The sequence below is a fragment of the Methylonatrum kenyense genome, assembly GCF_023195885.1.
Taxonomy (GTDB): domain Bacteria; phylum Pseudomonadota; class Gammaproteobacteria; order Nitrococcales; family Aquisalimonadaceae; genus Methylonatrum; species Methylonatrum kenyense.
Genome location: NZ_JALPKO010000004.1, coordinates 159,229 through 181,724, shown reverse-complemented (window position 1 = coordinate 181,724; position 22,496 = coordinate 159,229). Strand labels below are relative to the sequence as shown.

The following is a 22,496-nucleotide window of genomic DNA, read 5'->3' as shown; positions in this document are numbered from 1 at the left end:
GTATTGCATGGCAAAGGTGATTCGGGCGCGGGACTACCGCTGGGATTCGGTGGACCTGAAGCAATACAAGACCGAGGGCACCGGCTTTCGGGATATCACGCGCCAGACCCTGCTGGGCGAGGGCTCAGACGAGTCGCGCCTGAATTTCATCACGCGCTATTTCGAGGTGCAGCCCGGCGGCTATTCCTCGCTGGAACACCACGAACACCCCCACGCGGTGGTGGTGATCCGGGGCCGCGGCGAAGTCATCCTGCAGGACCGCGTGGAACCCATCGAGCTACACGACTGCGTCTATATCTCCTCGCACACCGTGCACCAGTTTCACCCGCTGGGCGATGAACCGCTGGGGTTTCTGTGCATTGTCGATCGGGAGCGTGACCGGCCACAGATTCCGGATGACGAATCAGTTGCACGGCTGCGCGAGAACGACGCCGTGGGACGGCGGCTGAAGATTTAGGAACCCCCCTGGAAAGACGCTGATCGATCCCCGCGCTTCAGGCCGGCGGCGATATGCCGTGCTTGCGCATCTTGCGGTACAGGGTGTTGCGGCTCATGTCGAGTTCGGCGGCCGTGCGCGTGACATTCCAGTCCTGGCGATTGAGCTCCGCCAGCAATGCTGCACGTTCGGCCGCGTCCAGCCTGCCCGGCGTCGAAGTGGCGCCATCGGCGTTGTCGGCCTCCGGCCGCGCATCGACTTGCAGCGCCCGCAGTTCGCGGCTTAGCTGCTCGCGACGAATCACGCCATCACGACACAGGGCAAGTGCCGTGCGCAGCACGTTGCGCAATTGCCGCAGGTTGCCGGGCCAGTGATAGGCCATCAGACAACTGAAGGCCTCCGGGCTGATCGTGATCTCGCGGCTGTCGAGTTCATGCTCGAGTACGTTATGGATGATTTCCGCCATGTCATGCCGCTCGCGCAGCGCCGGCAGCTGCAGGCAGATGCCGTTCAGGCGGTAGTACAGGTCCTCGCGGAATGCGCCGCTGGCCACCTTACCTTCCAGGTCGGAGTTGGTGGCGCTGACCAGGCTGATCTCCACCGGCAGCGGCTCACCACCACCCAGGGGTACGACCTCCTGCTCCTCCAGCACGCGCAACAGCCGCGTCTGGAGTTCCAGCGGCATGTCGCCGATCTCGTCAAGGAACAGCGTGCCGCCATCGGCCTCCAGCACGCGGCCCTTGTTGCCGCCCCGCTGGGCCCCGGTAAATGCGCCGGGCTTGTAACCGAACAACTCGCTTTCGATCAGGCTTTCCGGGATGGCGGCACAGTTGACCGCCACGAAGCGCCGTTGCGATCTGCTGCTGGCCTCATGCACCGCACGAGCGAACAATTCCTTGCCGGTGCCTGTCTCGCCGATGAGCAGGATCGGAATGTCCCGGTCCATGACCCGCTGGGCGCAATCGATGTTCTCCTGCATGGTTGGATCCTGCCCCGCCAGGCAGGACAGGTCCGCCGGAAAGCGGCGCTGCTGCGCCCGCGAAACCGGCCGCTGCTCGCGAGCGAGCAGGCGGTCGCCGGGAAGACCATCGCGCGCCGGACTCAGCACCGTGGCATAGAACCGGGCACCGCCACCCTTCCCGTACACCGGCCAGTACGGCATCGACGGCCGACTGGCGCGTTCGCGCAGTGTTGTCGGCTGGATATCCAGCACATCGCTGATCCGCCGGCCGACAATCTCGACCCTGTCACGCGCCCCGAGATAGCCGACGGCGTTGTGATCCGCGGCGATGATTCGCCCGTCGCCCGAGACGGCGAGGGCGCCGTCATTGATCAGACCGACATATTCCGGGCGGCTGTGAAAGCGCAGGATCAGCGCATCCCTGAAACTGCTGGTAAAACGCGTTTTGGAGATCAGCTGGGCGGACATCGTCACCAGCGCCAGTGTGTGCAACTGGCTCTGGGGCGTATCGGAGGCACTGACCGTCGACGCATCCAGCACCGCCAGCAGCTTGCCCTCGGGATCCCAGATCGGGGCACCGGAGCAACTCAGTGGCTGGTGCCGGGCACGGAAATGCTGGTCGCGAAAGACATTGACGGGTCGACTCTCGGCGATGCAGGTACCGATGCCGTTGGTGCCCTCATGGGCCTCGTCCCAGATCGCGCCATGCAGCAGGCCGGCATCACGGAACATGCCCTTCAGGTTGTCCTCGCCGACGTATTCCAGGATCATCCCGCAGGCGTCGGTCAGCAGCAGCGCATAGCCCGAACCGGCAATCTGCTGGTACAGGCTCTGCATCTCGGTCCGCGCCACCTGCACCAGTTCACCGTACTGGTCCTTGGACTCCACCAGATGCGGGCTGTCGACAACTGCCGGCGGGTGATTGGCGACCCGGTCGATGCCGTACTCGGCATTGCAGCGCTCCCAGGAGCGGCGAATGATTCTGAGGCCGTCCTCGCGCCGTTGGTTCGGCGCAGCGGCGCGGTTTAACGGCGCTTCGAGTTGTCCGGCTCCGTCAGTGCGGGCCATGGCTCCTCCTGCAGCCCGTTCTTCGCGGGCCGTCGGCTGATTGTCACTCACAGCGCCCCGATAATCATGCTTGCGGCGCCCGGCGCCACCGCGCCAGACGCATCCGGCAGCAGCGCTGTTTGATGACAAAGTCCCATTATCCTCGGATTCAGAGTCGGCGTCACTTGTCATCAAGATTCCCCCGCAATGGCACCGGTTCCGCCCTCTCGGTGGGCAACCCCTTTTCGGCCCAGACATCAATGCCGTCGGCGTACCAGTAGACGGCGGTGTATCCCATGCGCGCCGCCCGACGCGCCGCATTCCACGCCATCCAGCAGTCCTGCAAACAGTAGAAGACCAGCGGATGGGCGGAATCGCCGCCGCTGTAGGCGCGCAGTCGTTCGGCAAACCATTGCCGGATCTCGTCGTCGATCCAGCCCAGTCCGACGTTGGGCAACCAAAGGCTATCGCGAATCGAAACCCGTTCCTCGCCCTGGATCCAGCCCCGTTCCAGATCCGGGAGAATGTGATCCTGGACCGCCATGACATCGATCAATACCGCTTCCGGACGGTTGCTGATCAGTTCACGCAACCCCCCGGTGTCCAGGCGCACCCCACCGGGAACGCAATCGGGGGTGCGGGCCATGTAGTAATCTTCGCGGTAACCCTCGTCATTGATATGACGAAACCCTGCGCTGCACGCCTCGCTGTCGTTGTCCGGCTCAGCATGCAGTGACTGCGCGGCAACGATCAGCAGACCGCAACAGAGCAGTTGCCGAAGAATCATGGCTCCCGAACATCACGCAGCGTGGCGCGTTCGATATCCGGGTAAAGATGCGCCACCGAGCGGCGATACTCCTGCTCCAGGACACCCATGTGCTGGAACCGGTCGGGCAGATCCAGGTACATGACCTCGGCGGCATCCAACCCGGCCGCAGCAGCCTCATGCAGGTGCTCCTCCAGCCAGCGGAGGTAATCCCGGGTCTGCTGCACCGGCTCGGGACCACGCGCCGGAGGACCGTGTCCCGGCACCAGAACCCGGAAGTCAAGCTCCTCGATCCGGTCCAGGGCATCGTGCCACTGGCCTAGTTCGGCATTGGGCGTGGTCGGTGCCCGCTCATGAAACACCAGATCGCCGGCGAACAGCACGCCGCTGGCGTGATCCAGGAGCATCAGGTCGGCATGCCCGTCGCCACCATGCCCGCCGGCGGCAATCAGCTCGATATCCCGGCCGGCAACGGTCTGGCGCCCGAGCGTGACAAGCTCGCCGGGTTCAACCGGTTCCGTGCCGGCCATTGGTGTACCCACCAGGCGATACAGACTGTCGGTAACCGCATCGCCATCGCGACGGATCGTCTCGATGGTGTGCTCCAGGGCATGGATCGGGACGTCCCCGAAGGCCTGATTGCCAAGGAAATGATCCGGATGATGGTGGCTGACGTAGACCGCCACGACCGGCTTGTCGGTTACCGTGGCAATGGCGAGGCGCATGCTTTGCCCGTAGTTGCGGGACGGCCCGGTATCGAACACCAGCACGCCGTCTTCGCCGACGATGAACCCCGTATTGGCGATATCGCCCTTGTTGTCGCGGGTGAAGTGCTCGGTGGCGCCCTCGAACATATAGACGCCGGGCGCAATCTGCTGCGGCGACAGACTGTACCCCTGCACCGACGCCGGCAACAGCAGAAAGCCGAGCAACAGCAGACGGATCACGGCTCCACCATCCCGCGGATGCGATTGCCCTGATTGTCCCTGCCCTGCAGTCGGACAGGGCCGTCCACGGCGAGGTCGAAACTGAGCACCGGATTCTCCGACATGGCGGCCTGGATGCTGAGACTGGTCAGCACATCGCCCTTCTCGTCCAGCAATTCCAGCGTCTCCAGGTAAAAGGCCGGGATATTGTCCACCAGCCCGGTATCCATAGGGTGAACCAATCGGGTCTTCAGCCTCTGGATTCCGTCGTCACGGGCCCATAACGCCGCGTCGACTTCGCCTAGCCGGTTGGCCCAGTCCGGATCGGCGCTGGCCGTGCTCGGCGCGGTACAGCCGCCGCCAGCGGCATCCACCCAGGTACCACCCAGGTACCATGTGCCGTCGCTGGTCTGCACCGCAGCCCTCACGGGTGTGCGCTGCTGAACCTTGAAGCGGAATCCGACCGCAGGCTTGACTGCGTCGTTGATGTCCATCTCAAGCACCCGCTGGATGGGGTTGAGATCGGTAATCACGACCAGCCGCTCGATGTCCTCGATGCCATCGACCCGGACGAAGCCGGGCACGGCAAAGGTATCCTCGGCACTCTGTGGTGCCAGAACCTGGACCCTGTCATCGAACACCACGGTCTGATCGGCAAAGAATCGCTGCTCGATGATTCGCCAACCCGGCGATCGCATCGGGTCCTCGGTCGCCGCATGCGCCACGCCGACGAGACAAAGGCAGACCCCGGCCATCAAACAGATCAGCTTGTTCATGCCTGCTCCCAGCGGGACCTGTATCGCCCCGTCCTGTCATGCCGGTGGTTCAAAGGCCGCACGAGCAGCGCCATCCCACCAAAAATAAACAAGCCGCCAGGGACGGTCCCACGGCGGCTTTGCTGCAATACCTTCACCGCCGTGGGACCTAGTACAGCCCCGCAGGCACGGTCGCACGACAGACCCGGCTGCGGTCGAGGCCCTGGCGGGCAACACCAGCCGGACCATCACCGGCAGGCATGGCACCATTGGCGGAGGTTTCGCCGCGCGCTGCAGTCCATGCGATCCCGTAATACCCGAAGATTTCGGCAACGGTTCCGTCCTCGATCAAGTCGGCCATGGCCTGCTCCACCGCCTCCTGCAAGGCGGGATTGCCGCTCTGTAGCGCCACACCCACGTCCCAGGCGCTGCGCACCCGGTCCGTGCGGAAAAGATCGTCAAGCCCGCTCATGCCAAAGCTGCCCTCGACCTCCGGAAACGTTGCCAGCGCCGCATGCAACTCGCCGCGGGGCGCCATTACGGCAGACACATCGCCCTTCAGAAGCGATTCGACAGCCTCGACGACGCTTTTGTGGTTCACCGTCGTCTCGCGCAGGCGTCCGTCGAAGCCGTTGGTCAGGAACACGTAGCTCAGGGTGTACATTTCCACGCCGATGCGTTCACCGATGAACGGATCCGGGGTGTTCACCACCGCCGGCAGTTCGCCAAGCTGTTCCCTGTCGTAGAGAACGGCCATGGCCTCGTGGAAATAACCGGCAGTGAACTCGTACTCCGGATTGCGCGCCGCAAACACCGGGTCGATGGGCACATGCATCATCAGGTCCGGGGCACGATCCGGAAAATAGTCGTCACGCCAGCTGTCGTCCCGCTCCTCGTCCATCAGCCGCTCCAGGTCCGCATCCATGGAATCCGCAGCACTGAAACCGAACAATTCCACGTTGACGCCAAGCGATTCGCCCAGTGCGTTCGCCAGTTCAACATCCACTCCGGTCAGATCGCGTTCCAGTCCGACACAGGAATAAGGCGCGAAGTCGTTGTACACGGCGATCTTCAGCGTGCCACCGTCGCGGATCTCATCCATACGGTCCGCCGATGCAGTTGCCGACCCGAGCAGCGCTGCGCCAGCGAGCGCACCGATTACCGCGCCCTTAACGCCCATAACGCTGCTCCATCGCTTCCTCATGCATGGTTTCCAGCCAGGTTTTGATCGCCCACAGTGCTTCCTGGTCAAGCACGCCATCAAACGCCGGCATGCCGCGGGCGCCTTTTCGCACCTTTTCGACATAGAACGCATCGTCAAATCCGGGCTCGAGCAGGCGCAGGTCCGGGGCAATACCGCCGGAGACACCGCCCAGTCCATGACAGGCCGCACAGTTGGCCTGGTAGCCGCGCCGACCGATCGTAATGGCGCGTTCGTATTCGTCCCCCTCCAGATCGCGATAGGGGTTCTCGTCCTTCCATTCACCGAGTTCGGGCAGTCCGTCGGTTTCCACGGGCTGCGGGTTCACATCCCCATGAGCATGCAGCGTCCCTGCCGAGAAGAGAAAACCACCCAACACCAGGGCAGCCACGGAAACACGCTTGAGGTGATGAATCATGCTTTTCTACCTGTAGTTCAATAGGTTTCTGGCGATCAGAAACCGGGCAACGTTCAGACCCGCTGCCCGGTTCCTGGTTCTCGCGATCAGCGAGCTGCTGCCGTTTGGATATCGGCCAGCTTGAAGGTCCACATCATGCCGCCCTGAGTGATGTGGCTGACCAGCGGACCGATCTCGCCACCCCACAGCGGCACCGCACCGCCCCAGCCGGATGCAACGGTGATGTACTGCTCACCGTCCATTTCCCAGGTCACGGGCTGGCCCACGACACCGGAACCGGTCTGGAACTTCCACATTTCCTCACCGGTTTCGTCACAAATGGCCTTCAGGTAACCCTCCGGGGTACCGTAGAACACCAGGCCACCGGCGGTCGTCAGCACGCTGGACCAGAGCGGCGTACGGTTCGGAACCTCGAACTTGATTTCCCCGGTCTTCGGATCCATGGCCCGCATCACACCCACCTTGTCGTCATAGACGGGCTTGATGGTGAAGCCGGCGCCCAGGAACGCGGCACCACGACGGTAGGTGACAGGCTCGTTCCAGATTTCCATTTCCCACTCATTGGACGGGATGTAGAACAGCCCGGTCCGCTGACTGTAGGACATGTGGTTCCAGTTCTTGCCGCCGAGGAAGGCCGGACGCGCGACCACGGACTCGCCTTCGTCACCCTCGGTGTCCGCCGGGTTGCCCGGACGGTTGCCGGTTTCGATCGGACGACCGGTTTCCAGGTCGACGCCCTCGGCCCAGCTGACTTCGTTGACGAACTTCGTGGCGCTGAGCAGGGCACCGTTTTCCCGGTCCAGCACGTAGAAGAAGCCGTTGCGATCGGCGGTAGCCGCGGCCTTCACGGTCTCACCGTCATAGTCCAGGTCGAACAGGACCATTTCGTTGACGCCGTCATAGTCCCAGTGATCGTTCGGGGTCGGCTGGTAATGCCAGACGATTTCGCCGGTGTCGGCATCCAGCGCAAGCCGGGTGGAGGTGTACAGGTTGTCACCCGGCCGGGCGTGGGCGTTCCACGGTGCCGGGTTGCCGGTACCGATGTAGATCAGGTTCAGCTCCGGATCATAGCTGCCGCCGAGCCACGGCGCGCCGCCGCCCTGTTTCCAGGTCTCGCCTTCCCAAGTGGCGTTCAGTTCGCCGGTCATGGATTCCGAACCGTCGGGCAGGGTGCCCACATGGCCTTCGACCACCGGACGTTCCCAGACCATCTCGCCGGTGCGCGGATCACGGGCAGTGACCATGCCGACAGCACCGAACTCACCACCGGAGTTACCGTGGATCAGCAGGTCGTTGGCGATCAGCGGCGCAGCGGTGTAGGAGTAGCCGGCCTGGTAATCGGCGATTTTTTCACGCCAGCGGACACGGCCGGTTTCCCGGTCCACGGCGACCATCATGGCGTCCAGCGTGCCGAAGATCACCAGATCGTCATAAATGGCAGCGCCGCGATTGACCACGTCGCAGCACGGCGAGATGCCGTCTGGCAGACGATGCTCGTACGACCAGAGCATCTCGCCGCTCTTGGCGTCCAGCGCCCACATCCGGGAATAGGAGCCGGTAATGTACATCACCCCTTCGTGGATCAGCGCCTGGGTTTCCTGGCCACGCTGCTGCTCACCGCCGAAGGAGAAGGCCCAGGCCGGAACCAGGCCACTCACGGTGTCGTGGTTGATCTGATCCAGCGAACTGTAACGCTGGTGATGGGGACCCATGCCATAGGACGTGACACGGTCCGTATGCATGGCATCTTCGTTGATCATCTGCTGCGTGACGACGTTGTTATCAGATGCGACAACAGTGCCGGATGTCAGCGCGGCGGCCATCAGCGCGGACGACGCGCCGGCAGCCATCATGCTGCGGGTTCGGGTAAAACGCATTGGAGTATCCTCCCAACCTCTGTCTTTATAGTGGTGAAGGCGGTAGTAGGCCGCCGCGGGCCATGAAGAGCCACGACGAGCAATAGGCAAGGTCTATGCCACTCATTGAAAACCGCGCCCCTCCTCGTTTTTTTCGGCTTGGGAAACGGGCGACACGGCAACTGTCACGCCACCGGGGCAGCTTTCGTCGGGCGTAACACCGTGGTTGTGACAAAACCGATACGGCACAAAAAAGCCCCGCCAGTGGCGGGGCCGTGACGACGCAGGCGAAGCTTTACCCGGGTCAGAAGCGGGCGCGTACGCCGCCGAACATGTTGCGTTCCGGGGCGGGCTCAAGGAAATTCGGCGCTGAATTCACACGCACATTCTCAATGTATTCTTTGTTCAGGATGTTATTCACTGCAATAAAGGTTTCGAACTCCACTGCACCGACCTGCTGCGTCGTGCCCACGCGTGCATTGACGACGCCGTAACCGGCGACGCGATCATCGTTGGCGTTGTCGCCATACACATGACTGACCAACAGTGTGTCGGCAACGGCATAGAAACCGGTTGGCTCGCGCCAGGCCAACTCGCCGAAGAAGGCGTGTCGCGGCAGCCCCGGAAGACGCTTACCCCTGAAGCTGTCTCCGTCCGCATTCTCCAGACTGCGGAAACGGAAATCAGACCACGTGTAAGAACCGGACGCGCTGAGGCGGGGGGTAAAGAAATATTCCAACCCCGCCTCGACCCCGTAACGCCGTGTGCGCCCGGCGTTATCGAATCGATCCGGCTCACTCATTACCTGCACGATCTCATCCCGTGTTTCCACAGTGAACGCAGTCAACTCGTATCGCGCATTCTCGCCGAGGAAACCCTTGAGCCCGACTTCGTAGTTCAACGCCTTTTGCGGATCAAGTCCGGGATCAAATCCCTCGCCCGGTTCGGTGGGGTCGTAGAATTCGGTGAATGAAGGACTTTCGAAGGCCGTTCCGACGCTGGCGTAAAACGTGTGCTGTGGCAGGAACCTGTAAGACAGGCCCGCCGTTCCGCTCAACTCACTGAAGGACTCCCGTCCGGAAGCCGCACCATCACCAAGCCGATCATCGATCTTCAGCCGCAGCCGATCGAAGCGGCCGCCAAGCGTGACGGTCAGGCGGTCCGTCAGCAGGAAATCGTTCTGCGCGAATACACCAACAGTCTCCGCACTCTCTAGAGCTTGCTGAGTCTGGTCATCACGAGTGCCGTCGGTACCGAAAACGTTCCATCTTCGGCGAGAATCACGTTGAAAATTTGCCTCGACGCCCGCGGTGTAACGGATCGGGATCGCTCCGAGATTATCCGCGTCCGAATACTCGACGCCGACACCGTAAAAATCTCGGTCGAAGCGAATGAGGCTCGGCGCCGAAACAGGCCCCCCAGGAGTCACGATGGCCGGCGGGAATGGCAATTGTTGCCTGAAATCGCGATTGGTGTAGAAAGCGCGGACCGTAACGGTACCCGGCAAACTTCCGGCATCCTCGTAAATGACACCTAACCGTTGCTGACGAACCCGTTGCCCTGCATCAAGCGTCTCCGCCGGGCCGGAAGCCTGCCTCCGGTCGTCACGGACCTGTTCACGGCTCAGCCCCGCTGGATCCTCACCTTTTGGCTGATCCAGTGCCGTGAACACCGCAGTGAGTCGACGTTGTTCGTCGATATCGTAGGAACCCTTGGTGTTCACCAGTCGCTTGCGCGTCTCGCTCTGCTCCCGATAACCGTCATAGGAGAGCTCCCACGCGCTGATATGGCCGGCCCAGTCGCCGACCCGGCCGCCGCCGCGCACGCCGTAGCGCTGGAAATTGTCGCTGCCGAAGGTGGTACGAATCTCGGCGTAGGGCTCATCCGGCCCTTCCATGGTCGTGATGTCGATGACCCCGCCGGCGGCGTTGCCATAGATGGCCGATGACGGCCCCCGTATTACCTCGATACGGTCCACGGATTCGAGATCAATGGCGTCCACCTGGGACTGGCCGTCGGGCAGGGTTTCCGGGATGCCGTCCACCAGCACGCGGATACCGCGAATCCCGAACGGCGCCCGGGCACCGAAACCGCGGATGGAAACCCGCAGGTTCTGCGCGAAATTGTAGCGGTTCTGGGTAAACACGCCGGGCACACGGTTGATCGACTCGTCCAGTTGCAGGCCCTGCCGGCCCTGCTGGATGTCCTCCGGTTCGATCACGCTTACGGCCTGCGGCGTTTCGGTGATATCCCGCTCGACACGGGGCGAGGTCACGGTGATGGGTTCCAGGCGGACTGATTCTGCGGCTGCGGTACCCACTGCACCTGCAATCAAAACGACGGCAACTGCCGAGAGGGTTCGAGGATAGAGACACATCGGGAAGCTTCTCCTTCGCTTTCTTGTATTAGCTTTCTTGTATTGCGGACTTCCGGCGGAAAATCCGGACGACCTGTCGGCGCCTTGCGAGCCGACAAACAACGATTATCGGGCGGTGTGTGTCGCCTGCCCCGGATCGCAGCAATCACACCGCGGGAACACCACCAGGAGCCCGAAAACGGCCAATGCATCCGCAGTGGCACTCACGTAACGGCTCGACCGCCTCGCTTTTTGCAGTGATTCCAAAGAGCGATTTATCGATAATAGCCCAACTGGCGACGCCTTGCCGGAAACGGGAGCTTGCCCATCATTTCGGTACTGACATGCAAAAAAAGAGGGGATGAAAGATCATCCCCTCGAAAAGCCGTTTGCCGGCTCAGAAGAAGCTTGAAGAAAACAGCCACCGGACCATCCTCCGGAAGCCTCCGACAGGAGGACCCGCGGTGCCTTCAATCTCTGGTCAAGCAATTTAAATGCCATCTTCCCCGAGCCGTTCCACCGACCCTGAAGGCCGGTTTATCTGATATCTCTGTCACGCAGACGTGACGGCGTGAACAGGCCTCCGCCCCAAACCGGAAACAGTCCTGTATCACCCCTCTTTCCACTTGATGCTGCAGCCCATGCTTGGAGACGGGTTTTCGGGCAGTGGCTTGCCCGTCAACAGGGCAGTCACGGCATCACGCAGGTCATCACCGCTCACAGGCTTGTCGTTGCCGGGTGTGCTTTCGTCGAATCGTCCCCGGTAAGCAAGTTTCATCTCGCCATCGAACAGGAAAAGATCCGGCGTGCAGACCGCCCCGTAGGCCTTGGCCACCTGCTGGGTCTCGTCATGCAGGTAGGGAAACGGATAACCCGCGCGCCGCTTTTCCTCGACCATCGCCTCGAAACTGTCGGCCGGATAACGCACCGCATCGTTCGAGTTGATTGCGACAATGGAAAGTCCCCGGGGCATGAATTCGCGCGCGAAGCTCGCCAGGGCCGAACTAATATGAACAACGTAGGGGCAATGGTTGCAGATAAAGGCGACAAGCAGTGCATCGGAATCGGCGAAATCGTCCCGTGCGACGAGTCCACCCTCGGCCTCCCTGAGCCGGAAATCGGGGGCAACCGACCCGGTCACCAACACCGTTGATTCAGCGATTGTCGGCATGCTTCTTCTTCTCCGGAAAAAGCCGGGACGCTGCTCTCGCAGCGTCCCGGCAAATACTTATCGTTACGGCTCAAGCCGGGAAATTTATCAACCCTCCCGAGCGCTCTCGATTTCCTCGAGCAGCAGATTCAGCAGGCGATCGCCGCGATCCCCGGTCATGTCCACGAATACATCGCGCACCGGAATACTCAGCTCGCGGAACGCCTCGCGTTCGTCCGAGGTCAGCTCGATCACCTCGATGTCGCTGTTACCGGTAATTGTCTCCATGCGCTCCTCATTCAGGCGCACCTGAACATCATGGATGTAATCCACCATTTCGGCCGCGACCTCGTCGAGCATCTGCTTGTGCTCGTCGGACAGACCGTCGTACCAGTCGCGATTAGCCATGAAGGTGGCAATGAACTGCGCCTGGTTGGCGAAGATCATGTAGTCCTGCACCTGATAGAAATCCATTTCCTCGTGGGCAAACACCGGCTGGATGTTGCCATCGATCTGGCCGAGCTGAAGCCCGCTGTAGATCTCGCCGTATTCCATCGTGGTGGGGTCGGCACCGTAGGCCCGGTAGGTTTCACGCAGCAGCCGATTGTCCATGGTACGGATTGCGACGCCGCTGAAGTCCTCGGGCGTGCGGATCTCCTTGTTCGCAGTCCAGACCTGCCAGCCCTCGGGCACAACCGCGATCGGATGCAGATCACGGTCACGGAACGAATCCTGGAAATCCTCGCTCTTCAGAAACGCATCGGAGTTCAACACCCGGGTGTTGAGGTGCTCGTCTTCACTGAGAATGAAGTTAAGGCTGAACAGCTGGCTCTCCGGCACGGTGCCGCCGAGGAAACCCGAGCCAAACGCAAGCTGGATGGCGCCGTCCTGCACCTGATCGTAGATGTCGGTCAGATCACCGAGACGTCCATAAGGATAAATGCGAACGTTGACCGCGCCGTCGGTCCGATCCTCCACCAATTCGGCAAACCGAACCGCATATTCATGCTGCACACTGCCTTCGATTTCCTCCAGGCCGAAGTCCCAGGTCTGCGTCCCGTCATCCGGGGCATCGGAACAGGCTGCCAGAGCAAAAAGGGATGCTGCGATTACGCCATAACGCCACTGCATGAGAACCTCCTGGAGTGTGTCTTTTGATGTATGACGATGCTTTCGCACTGCGCTTCCGGGTGGCAGGAAACCGAATTGAGAGACGGTTGATTCTTGCCCACCGCCAGCGCCCGCGCATGGCCCTGATTAAGCGCCATCTGCAACCGCCACATGACGATCTCAATTCAACCTTAACACAGGCTTCCGCCCTGTCTACGCGGTGTTCAGCCCGGAAAAAGTACGGTACTGTCAAATCAAGGAAACGCTAATATTTCGTCGCACGCCTGCGTGGGAACCCGAACTTTTCCGGGGCAAGGGGTGCTGCGCGGCGCCGCGGTCATTCTACGGTCGAGCAGCGCAATACAGCTGTCGGGAAAATCCCGGCACAACCCGAAGGGCACGGCCGTTTTGGTCCCTGTCGGCGTTGCGCCACCGGCCCGGTAGCTACCGAATCGACACTGCGCCTTGCCAGATAACCGAAACCTGTCTCGGGTGCAGATGCGGGCTTGAGTCAGCGTTTTCTTACAAACGAATCGTGTCGCGTTGGGCTGCGGCATCATTTTCGAACGGTTCAGAGGGCGGAGATGGCCATGGGCGGGAAGATACTCGGCTGGCTGGACAGGGGCACGGAGCATATCGAGGAATTCCTGGTCGGCGGAACGATACTTTTCCTGGCCGGTTTGCTGATCCTGCATGTCCTCGGGCGCCAGTTGTTCGGCGTCGGCATCCCGGGCCAGGTCGAACTGACCCGCCTGTCCATGGTGATCATCACCTTCGCCGGCATTGGCTACGGTGTGCGCAAGGCGCGCCACATCAGCATGTCGGCATTCTACGATCAGCTCACCGGCACACCGCGGAAGGCGGTATTGGTGAGCATCAGCCTGCTTACCGGCGCCCTGATGTTCTATCTGGCCTGGCACGCCTTCGGCTACGTCGAAGGCACCTACCGTCGTGGGCGCACCTCCTCGGCCCTCTCCATCCCGCTCTGGATTCCCTACGCCGTGGCACCGATTGGCCTGGCCATGGCGGGGATCCAGTACTGGTTGACCGCAATACGCAACCTCACGACGCCGGGAATCTACCGTTCCTTCCAGGACAAGGAACAGTACGACGAAGTGCCTGAAGACTCTGTCTGAGCCGGCCCAACGACGAACCGTATAAAAGACGAACCGTATAAAAAAGGCGCGCCAGTCATGCTGACATTCATTTTCATCGTCATGGTCATCCTGCTGCTGCTCGGGTTCCCGATGATGGTTCCCCTGCTGAGCGCGGCCCTGCTGATACTGGTTTTCGAGATCGGCTCGACCAACGTCAGCCTGTTGATCGGCCAGTTGATGAGCGGCGTGCAGTCCTGGGCGCTGGCCGCGGTACCCCTGTTCATCCTCGCCGCCGACATCATGACCAAGGGCCATACCGCCAACCGCCTGCTGGACCTGGTACAGAGTTTCGTCGGCCACATGCGTGGCGGCCTGCCAATCACCACCGCGGTCAGTTGCACGCTGTTCGGTGCCGTATCCGGATCGACCCAGGCCACCGTGGTCGCCATGGGTGGGCCGATGCGGCCGAAGCTGCTGGAGAAAGGCTACAGCGACAAGTTCTCGCTGGCGCTGATCATCAATGCCAGCGATATCGCGCTGCTCATCCCGCCCAGTATCGGCATGATCATCTACGGCGTGGTTGCCGGCGCCTCGATCGGTGACCTGTTCATCGCCGGCATCGTGCCGGGCCTGATGATCCTGGTGATGATCTCGATCTACTGTTACATCGCCTCCCGGATCCAGGGTATCGAACCGGAAGAGCGGGTCGGCTGGCTGATGCGCTGGCAGGCGTTCCGACGCGCCCTGCTGCCGCTAGGCTTTCCGTTGGTGGTGGTTGGGGGCATCTACGGCGGTTTCTTCAGCCCCACCGAGGCCGCTGCAATTGCCGTGCTCTACGCGCTGATCCTGGAAGTGATCATCCTGCGCGCAGTGCGGATTCGGGACCTCTGGGGCATCGCCCTGTCCACCGGCCTGATCACCGCCGTGGTGTTCATCCTTGTTGCCGCCGGCAACGCCTTTACCTACACGATATCGTTCGCCGGCATCCCGGATGCGCTGTTGCAACCGGTGATAGCCAATCTGGCAGACAACCCGACGGCAGTGCTGGCATTGATTGCGATCAGTTTCTTCATCGGCTGCATGTTCGTCGATCCGATCGTCGTAATCCTGATCCTCACCCCACTTTTCGCGCCCGCCGTCAGTGCGGCCGGCCTGGATCCGATCCATGTCGGCGTGATCGTTACCCTGCAGGCCGCGATCGGCTCGGCAACACCACCCTTTGGCTGCGACATATTCACCGCGATGGCCGTGTTCCGAAGGCCCTACTTCGATGTGATTCGCGGCACACCACCGTTCATTCTGATCCTGCTGACGGCCACGGTTCTGCTGATCATGTTCCCGCAGATCTCGCTCTGGTTGCCATCGCTGGGTGCCCAGTAATTCCAGCCGAAGTATTCCGTCTGTCCGACATTGGCAGCGACAGAGTCGGCCGCCCTCCGGCGCGGGGGCGGCCATCAGCCCACCACATTCCACCTGAGCGTGCCGTCGATCGGATCCTTTGGACCCACGCCTCTCGTCCAATCCACACGCGGTCGATTCGTAAACCGGAGGTGACAAATTCCGTCACCTGTAAACTGTTGTTTACAGTTTCAGGGCCGCCATCTCGGTGCTAGCCCGCAGACTGTCTCAAGATGGAAACAGGCGCTTTGAGCAAGGCTCCCGCCAACGTTCTGCCGCATGCGGCGCCCTAATCCGCTTCAATTCAAGCAATATTTCCTACCAAGCCGGTTCACGCCTCGCCGGGAACGGACTGCCGGCGACCGATCCACGCTTCGCCGGCATCCGCTCCGAAACCTGACAGCTTTCGTCACTTGTTTCGCTGATGAAACAGGTCAACTGCTCTTCACCGACGTCCGCGAAGAAAAAACCGTAGGACACCCCCTTAATTCATTGACATATCAAATTTTTTTTACCATGGCACAGAGCTTGATACGGGCTTGGCAACCCGAGCAGAAACGGCTCGGGGCCGCCGTGGGAGTGCCGAGATACAGGTTCAGGCTTCCCTGCGACGGGTGGGATCAGGGCCGACAGCGTCCTGTTTCAGAGAAAGCCAGCCGGGCCGGACTCGCTGCCCAACAGCCAGTACCGGGCTCTCAATGTTAAGAAAGAGGTAACAATCATGAACAAGCAAATCATCGCAGGCCTTTCCGCTTCCGCGTTGCTGCTCGCCGGTTCCGCCATGGCGGGCGACGACGAGGTCACCATCGACCTCACTGGGGAAATCGAGGAGGTATGCACGGTTTCCCTGGACGGCGACAACAATGTCGATGTCGAGTTGCTCGATTCAAGCACCCAGAATCTCGGCACGTTGACTTACAACTGCAACGTCAAGGCCGGCTTCACGCGGACTATCAGTTCGCAGAACGACGGCAGCATGGTCAATGATTTCGGTTTCGGATTTTCCAGCGGCTTGCCGTATCAGGTGCGGCATACCGGCGAGGGCGTCGGTACCGGATTCGGTTTCACGTCGCTCTCCACGCCCAACACGCGAAGCGTGCTTTCCTACAACCCTGGCAGCCCCTGGAATCCACAGGGCGATTTCGCATCGGGACCGCAGCAGCGCAGCGGTGACCTGAGCCTGCGGATGACCAACCCGCCGAGCGACGATTCCCAGGCCTGGGCCGGCGAGTATTCCGACACCATCACCGTGTCCGTGAACGCCAACTGATCAGGAAGTAACGCACGCCTGTAATTGGCGGTTGATTAAGGGGTGGCGTTTCACGGCCACCCCTTTTTTTCGAAAACTCGAAGATATCGAAAAACATCCAGGGGTGGGTCATGCGCATCACTAATCCATTGATCACCGCGATTATCGCGGCGGCCGTGCTGTTGCCGATCGCCACGAGCCAGGCATTTGAGGTGCAGCCCATGCGCTACATCCTCGCGCCTTCCGGTTCCGACGCGCAGGAAACAGTTCGCGTCCGTAACCCGACCCGAAACCCGCTACCACTGGAAATCACGGTGCGCGAGCGCAGCGCCGACGAACACGGCAACCCGCGAGAGCGCTCGGGCGAAGACGACTTCCTGGTCTTCCCGCCGCAGGCCGAAATCCAGCCCGGCGAGACTCAGAACTTTCGCGTGCAGTATATCGGGCCGCCGGACCTGGAGCAGTCGAAGAGCTATACCGTCGCGATTACCCAACTACCGGTGGAACGCCCCGGGGGTTCGACCGGCGTGCAGGTCATTTTCGATGTTGGCACCGCAGCCCACGTCGTGCCACCCGGGGCGGAGAGCGATCTAGTCGTCGCCGGTACCTCCGTGTCCGACGCGGATGACAGTGTACTCACTGCCCGCCTGGAAAACCGCGGCAATCTGTTCGCATTGCTGATCGACTACCGCCTCGAACTCGCCGGTCCCAACGGCGAGACACGGAGCTTCGAGGACGAAGAGGAAATCGAGGCCATCATCGGCAATCCGGCCATCTACCCGGAAACCACCCGCTACCTCCGAATCCCGATCGAGGAAGACTGGGAGCGGAACGCCGAGCTGCAGCTGACCGCCATCGAGTGAGCCACCAATGGATCGGCTTGCAGCAAAGGCGCCCACCTGGCCTGGCCGGAAGCTGTTGCTTCTGGTCGCGGCCTCTCTGCTCGGTATGAATGTGGCACCGGCGGATGACGAGCAGCTTTACCGGATAAACGTTCCGCTTACGCTGAACGACGCCCTAGTCGGCGAAGTGCTCGTGGAAATCGACGCTGCTTACGACGCCAGCGTTGAGACGGCCCGCCTGATGGAACTGCTAGAGGGGCGTCTGGATCGGAACGAAATGTCGGAATTGCGGCAACAAGCGGATGATCGCGAACTGGTACCGCTCGACCAGTTGGAGACCGACTCCTTCAACATCCGGTTTAGCCAGTCAGCGCTGGAAGTCCAGGGTCGGATCGATACCGGGCGCCTGCGAGCGGGGGAACGTCGGCTGTCAGCCCTCGATCAGCCCGACCGCGAGGAATTCCCCCGCCCCGAGCCGGCAAGCCTGGGAATCGACCTGAGCTACGCGCAGGACTACGTCCACCGCTCTGACAGTCGGGAGACCGGCGCCGTTGATCCCGTGGTTGGGCTCGACATTGGCGCCAACGTCGGCGGGTTTGGCGGTTTGAATTTTATCGGCAGCATGCTTTACGACGGACGCGTCGCCAACAGCAGCGATCGCATGCAACGCCGGGACATGCTGCTGTTCCACGATGACTACGATAACGCCATTCGCTACAGCGCCGGTGACATCTTCCCGCTGACTCAGGGGCTGCAAAGCAGTCCACGCCTGGGCGGCGTCAGCATCGCTCGGCAGTTTGGTGACATTCGCCCGTTCCAGAATATTCGCCCCGGAGGCAGGCAGGAAGTTGTCTTGGACAGCACGTCCCGCGTGGATGTCGAAGTCAACGGCGTCATCGTGGATACGCTGGTGCTACCTGCCGGCCGTTACAATCTGAGTGATTTTCCCCTGGCACTTGGCGCCAATGACGTGCGCCTGTTTGTCGAGGATGATGCCGGGCGACGTGAAGCAGCCAGCTTCTCCCTATTCTTTGACCCGGTTTCTTTGCGCCAGGGTGTGACGCTTTTCAGCGCCAATGTCGGCTTGCTGGAGGACCCCGCCGGCATCGGCGATATCGAGTACGAGGACGACCTCGCCTTCACCGGGTTCATCGAGCACGGGTTCACCGACACCATTAGCCTCGGAGCAAACAGCCAGTTCACCGACGGCCTGGTCAATACCGGTCTGAACGCCACCACCAGTACGCGCTTTGGCAGTTTTCAGTTCGATGCAGCATGGAGTCGGGCCGACCCCGATGGTTTCGATTCGGAAAGCGGCCATGCTCTCGGGATCGTCTACGCCTGGCAGACGGTAGCAGCAAGCTTGCCTACCAGCATCAACCTGGTGGCAGAGCGGTTTTCCGATGGCTACCGGACGCTCAGTGACCTGCAATTCGGCGATACCCGAGATTACTCGGTGCTGGCGCGGGTGCAGACCACCTTGCCGGCCAACGTCGGCGTGACCGTCGGCGCGCAGCAGCAGAAGCTGCGGCCTGACGGAATCATTGACCGCCGTGTCGATGTCGGCATTTCCCGCTTCTTTGACGGAGGCCTGAGCCTGTTTCTGAACATGGCCTATGTCGACAGCGAATTCGAAGATGACACCTATACCGCGTTTGTCGGGATTTCCTACCGTTTCGGGAACCGTTTCAATGCGCGAACCACCCACAACACACGAAATAGCGAAACCCGCGTGCAGCTCGATCGGACTCGACGGGACGTCGTCAATGACGTCAGCGGTCGGGTTCTGTCAAGTCGTTCCGACCGGCGAGACCTCGGGGAGGCGCGCGGCCGATACACCGGAAACCGATTCGAAGCAGAAGCACTCACCCGGCAGACCCGGGGTCGCGACGGCGGGGGCACAACCCACGAATCACGATTGACGGCCAGCAGTGGTCTCGCCGTGACACCAAGCGGTGTCGGTGTCGGCCGCCGGGCCGCACGTGGCTTCGTCATGACTGAGCCCCATGACAGCCTCGATGGCCGCCGCACGACGCTGGACCGTGGCGTTTTCGGAACGACAGCACACAGCAGCCGCATGGGCCCAGCGGTGGCGCCGGTGCGCCGACCATACATTCCCCTGCGACTTGACGTAGACGTCGAGGACCTGCCGCTTGGCTATGACATCGGTGAGGGTCGAATCGGCGTGCTCCCAGGTGGATTCAGCGGCCACCATTTCGTTATCGGATCCGACGAGTCACGCACCCTGCTCGGTTTCATCAAGGACAGCGACGGCGAACCGTTCAGCCTCGCCACCGGGCGGTTGACCAGAATCGATCAGGAGGACGACCGCATTCGCTCCATTTTCACGAACCGCACCGGCCGTTTTGTCGGTGAACGCCTGCCTGCTGGCACCTTCATCCTGACAATGGATGGATACGATGGGGAAATCGAAATCGATATCCCCGAGGACGCGGAGGGTTTAATCGATGTCGGCACATTGCAAATGCCTTGATGGGAAAGTCTTTTTTCTGACCGGCGTGGCCCTGGCGTACCTGGCCCATTCCGGTTCAGCCGCTGCCGCAACCCCTTGTGACATCGCGCTGACCGCCGAGGAACCCGAAGACGTCGAACTGGAATACGACCCCTTCGATCTGGAACGCGCCCTCGGTACTACGCGTATCACGATCAGCAACAATTCCGACCAGACCTGTCCCGTGGTACTGGAATTGATCACTGGAGGTGACCGGAGTCGAGTCGCGCGCCTGGACAACCTCGGCACACAAGCCGAAATCGTCATGGCCGGCACTAGCGACGGCATGCGCGGCAGCGGCCGCGGCATCGCATTCGACGTGCCTGCAGCGGACAGCACCGAGGTCGAACTTGAGGTGCTTGTAGCCGCTGGTGCCTACCCACGCCCGGGCAACTACCAGGACACCGTGCGCTTCCAGCTGCGTGATGCCGAATCAAACCGCTTTCTCAGCGAGGAATTGCCGCTGCGTATTGCAACATTCGTCCCCGCCCGGGCACAGATCAATATTGCCGGCAGCTCCGGGCCATTCGGCGAGCGGGGCAGCGTAAACCAGATCGACTTCGGCACCCTGCAATCGGGGCTTCGGCGGGATGTTGTGGTCCAGGTGCGATCAAACAGTGAGTATCAGGTTTCGATGCGATCAGAGAACAACGGTCGCCTGGTACATGAGGACGATCCACAGCTTCCCTCGATTCCCTACACAGTGCAGCTCGGCCGACAGCGGTTTGACCTGGCCGCGCCGGGTCAGAAACAAATGCCCCGACCCAGCAGCATTCGCGGCACATCTACTCCGCTGGTTTTCGAGATCGGTCAGGTCGGCAATGTCTTCGCCGGTCAATACCGAGACACCGTAGAAGTCAGCGTCCGCGCTCTGTACTGACAGTGCTCGGCAACGCTGCCCCGTGGACTCGCTGTTCGTCAGGCGCTTGAAATCGGCGAGAGAAATCCTGAGGCTAGAGAACAATCAAATGTCGCCAAAAAGCGACAAGAGAGGCAGTATGTCGCCAGATTCCGCCGGCCACGATTCATCTGTCGCAACGAGAACCGCACTGTACGTTGGCGGCGATGAGCGCGCGGCCGCTCGATTGCAATCGATACTGTCGAACGGCTGGACCATCCAGAGTGCAACAACCGAGTCCGTACTCAGGGAAAAGCTCAACAACTCCGATGTCTCGGTGGGCCTGGTCGAACCCTTTCGCAGCGATCCCTCAATCCTGGATGCTCTCGACCGCGGCGCGTTTCTGACGGATGAAATCGAGTGGATTGCCCTCGTCTTGCCGGAGGAGCTCGATGATCCACAGGTCCGCCGGTTGATCAGCAAGTCGTTCTACGACTTCCATACCCTCCCCGTCGATGCTGATCGACTCGCCGTCGCTCTCGGGCGGGCCGACGGAATGATCAAACTACGACGCGGCGAGAGCAGAAGGGAACCCAAGACGCTCACGCTGGTTGGCCGTAGCCGCCGCATGCGGGAGCTCAACAAGCAGATCCACAAAGCAGCCAATAACGGAGCCCCGGTGCTCGTTCGCGGGGAAAGCGGCACTGGCAAGGAGTTGGCCGCGCAGGCGATACATGCAGAATCTGATCGCGCGCGCGAGCCACTCGTGGTCGTCAACTGCGGGGCATTACCCTCCGGACTTGTACAGTCTGAACTGTTTGGCCACGAGCGTGGCGCCTTTACAGGTGCCGACCGCAGGAACATCGGCCGTATCGAGGCAGCCGACGGAGGGACTCTGTTTCTCGACGAGATCGGCGATCTTCCTCTGGATCAGCAGGTCAATCTGCTACGGTTTCTCGAAACGTCCTCTGTGCAACGACTTGGCTCCACCCGATCAATACGCGTGGACACACGTATCATCGCTGCCACACATGTCGATCTGACCGCGGCAGTCGAGGCGGGGCGCTTCAGGGAGGATCTCTTCTATCGCCTGAATGTGCTGGAACTCACTCTTCCTGCGCTGCGGGAACGGAATACGGATATCCTGTTGCTGGCGCATTATTTCTTTCGGCGATTTCGCTGTGATGCCGATCGTCCCCTCCGGGGATTCAGCGCGCGTGCCGAGGAAGCCATGCTCTCGCATGACTGGCCGGGTAATGTCCGCGAACTGCTAAACCGAATCCGACGGGCCATCGTAATGTCGGAGAACCGCGTACTGCAGCCGATAGACCTTGGCCTGGACGATGACGGTTATGACGAGATGCCAACGCTTCAACAAGTGCGCGAAAAAGCGGAGCGAGACGCGATTCGCCTTACCCTGAGTTACACGCAGAACAATGTCTCGCGGACCGCACGGCTCCTTGGCATCTCGCGCCTCACCTTGTATCGAATGCTGGACCGCTACAGACTCCGTCCGAGGTAATCGCAATCCTGGCCAGGCTTTGACCTCCAGCGTATCCATGAGCTGAACGAAGCTGA

Annotated in this window: 18 protein-coding genes; 8 read left to right on the top strand and 10 right to left on the bottom strand. The window is 61.3% G+C overall.

From position 1 onward, the window contains the following. Nucleotides 1-7: 7 nt before the first annotated feature. Complete coding sequence (locus M0534_RS06855; RefSeq protein ID WP_248567670.1) at nucleotides 8-457, top strand: cupin domain-containing protein; 450 nt, start codon at nucleotides 8-10, stop codon at nucleotides 455-457. 37 nt (nucleotides 458-494) lie between these two features. On the opposite strand, the gene M0534_RS06850 is transcribed toward M0534_RS06855, so the two are convergent. From M0534_RS06850 to M0534_RS06795, 10 genes are all read right to left on the bottom strand, one after another. Continuing rightward, complete coding sequence (locus M0534_RS06850; protein WP_248567669.1) at nucleotides 495-2,465, bottom strand: sigma-54-dependent Fis family transcriptional regulator; 1,971 nt, start codon at nucleotides 2,463-2,465, stop codon at nucleotides 495-497. Between the two features lie 160 nt (nucleotides 2,466-2,625). Continuing rightward, on the bottom strand, nucleotides 2,626-3,231 hold the full coding sequence (locus M0534_RS06845; RefSeq protein ID WP_248567668.1) for a rhodanese-like domain-containing protein: 606 nt from the start codon (nucleotides 3,229-3,231) through the stop codon (nucleotides 2,626-2,628). Further along, nucleotides 3,228-4,157 (bottom strand): quinoprotein relay system zinc metallohydrolase 1, encoded by a 930-nt coding sequence (locus tag M0534_RS06840; protein ID WP_248567667.1) that lies wholly within the window; start codon nucleotides 4,155-4,157, stop codon nucleotides 3,228-3,230. Before M0534_RS06840 ends, M0534_RS06845 begins: the two co-directional genes overlap by 4 nt. Further along, nucleotides 4,154-4,912, bottom strand: coding sequence for a quinoprotein dehydrogenase-associated SoxYZ-like carrier (locus M0534_RS06835; protein WP_248567666.1), 759 nt, complete (start codon nucleotides 4,910-4,912; stop codon nucleotides 4,154-4,156). The genes M0534_RS06840 and M0534_RS06835 overlap by 4 nt, the downstream gene beginning before the upstream one ends. A gap of 148 nt (nucleotides 4,913-5,060) precedes the next feature. Further along, entirely contained in the window at nucleotides 5,061-6,095 is a 1,035-nt protein-coding gene (locus M0534_RS06830; RefSeq protein ID WP_248567665.1) for a substrate-binding periplasmic protein, read from the bottom strand. Further along, entirely contained in the window at nucleotides 6,061-6,510 is a 450-nt protein-coding gene (gene pedF, locus M0534_RS06825) for a cytochrome c-550 PedF (RefSeq protein WP_248567664.1), read from the bottom strand. The genes M0534_RS06830 and pedF overlap by 35 nt, the downstream gene beginning before the upstream one ends. Nucleotides 6,511-6,596: 86 nt before the next feature. Continuing rightward, nucleotides 6,597-8,387: a PQQ-dependent methanol/ethanol family dehydrogenase gene (locus M0534_RS06820; protein ID WP_248567663.1), complete on the bottom strand. Its 1,791-nt coding sequence runs from the start codon at nucleotides 8,385-8,387 to the stop codon at nucleotides 6,597-6,599. 283 nt (nucleotides 8,388-8,670) lie between these two features. Continuing rightward, nucleotides 8,671-10,641, bottom strand: coding sequence for a TonB-dependent receptor family protein (locus M0534_RS06815; RefSeq protein WP_345894707.1), 1,971 nt, complete (start codon nucleotides 10,639-10,641; stop codon nucleotides 8,671-8,673). A gap of 691 nt (nucleotides 10,642-11,332) precedes the next feature. Further along, nucleotides 11,333-11,893: a thioredoxin family protein gene (locus M0534_RS06800; RefSeq protein ID WP_248567662.1), complete on the bottom strand. Its 561-nt coding sequence runs from the start codon at nucleotides 11,891-11,893 to the stop codon at nucleotides 11,333-11,335. 87 nt (nucleotides 11,894-11,980) lie between these two features. Further along, a complete protein-coding gene (locus tag M0534_RS06795; RefSeq protein WP_248567661.1) occupies nucleotides 11,981-13,003 on the bottom strand; it encodes a TRAP transporter substrate-binding protein in 1,023 nt (340 codons plus the stop codon). A gap of 569 nt (nucleotides 13,004-13,572) precedes the next feature. Here M0534_RS06795 and M0534_RS06790 point away from each other — a divergent pair. The 7 genes from M0534_RS06790 to M0534_RS06760 all read left to right on the top strand — a co-directional run bounded on the left by M0534_RS06790 (nucleotide 13,573) and on the right by M0534_RS06760 (nucleotide 22,440). Further along, nucleotides 13,573-14,118 carry a TRAP transporter small permease gene (locus M0534_RS06790; RefSeq protein WP_248567660.1) on the top strand — a complete coding sequence of 182 codons (546 nt, stop codon included), beginning with the start codon at nucleotides 13,573-13,575 and terminating at the stop codon, nucleotides 14,116-14,118. Between the two features lie 57 nt (nucleotides 14,119-14,175). Then, entirely contained in the window at nucleotides 14,176-15,459 is a 1,284-nt protein-coding gene (locus M0534_RS06785; RefSeq protein ID WP_248567659.1) for a TRAP transporter large permease, read from the top strand. A gap of 739 nt (nucleotides 15,460-16,198) precedes the next feature. Then, nucleotides 16,199-16,747: a hypothetical protein gene (locus tag M0534_RS06780; RefSeq protein WP_248567658.1), complete on the top strand. Its 549-nt coding sequence runs from the start codon at nucleotides 16,199-16,201 to the stop codon at nucleotides 16,745-16,747. A gap of 110 nt (nucleotides 16,748-16,857) precedes the next feature. Further along, nucleotides 16,858-17,589 carry a fimbria/pilus periplasmic chaperone gene (locus M0534_RS06775; RefSeq protein WP_248567657.1) on the top strand — a complete coding sequence of 244 codons (732 nt, stop codon included), beginning with the start codon at nucleotides 16,858-16,860 and terminating at the stop codon, nucleotides 17,587-17,589. Between the two features lie 7 nt (nucleotides 17,590-17,596). Further along, nucleotides 17,597-20,062: a fimbria/pilus outer membrane usher protein gene (locus tag M0534_RS06770; RefSeq protein ID WP_248567656.1), complete on the top strand. Its 2,466-nt coding sequence runs from the start codon at nucleotides 17,597-17,599 to the stop codon at nucleotides 20,060-20,062. Then, a complete protein-coding gene (locus tag M0534_RS06765; protein WP_248567655.1) occupies nucleotides 20,037-20,960 on the top strand; it encodes a hypothetical protein in 924 nt (307 codons plus the stop codon). The genes M0534_RS06770 and M0534_RS06765 overlap by 26 nt, the downstream gene beginning before the upstream one ends. A gap of 118 nt (nucleotides 20,961-21,078) precedes the next feature. After that, nucleotides 21,079-22,440 carry a sigma-54 dependent transcriptional regulator gene (locus M0534_RS06760; RefSeq protein ID WP_248567654.1) on the top strand — a complete coding sequence of 454 codons (1,362 nt, stop codon included), beginning with the start codon at nucleotides 21,079-21,081 and terminating at the stop codon, nucleotides 22,438-22,440. Nucleotides 22,441-22,496 lie beyond the last annotated feature (56 nt).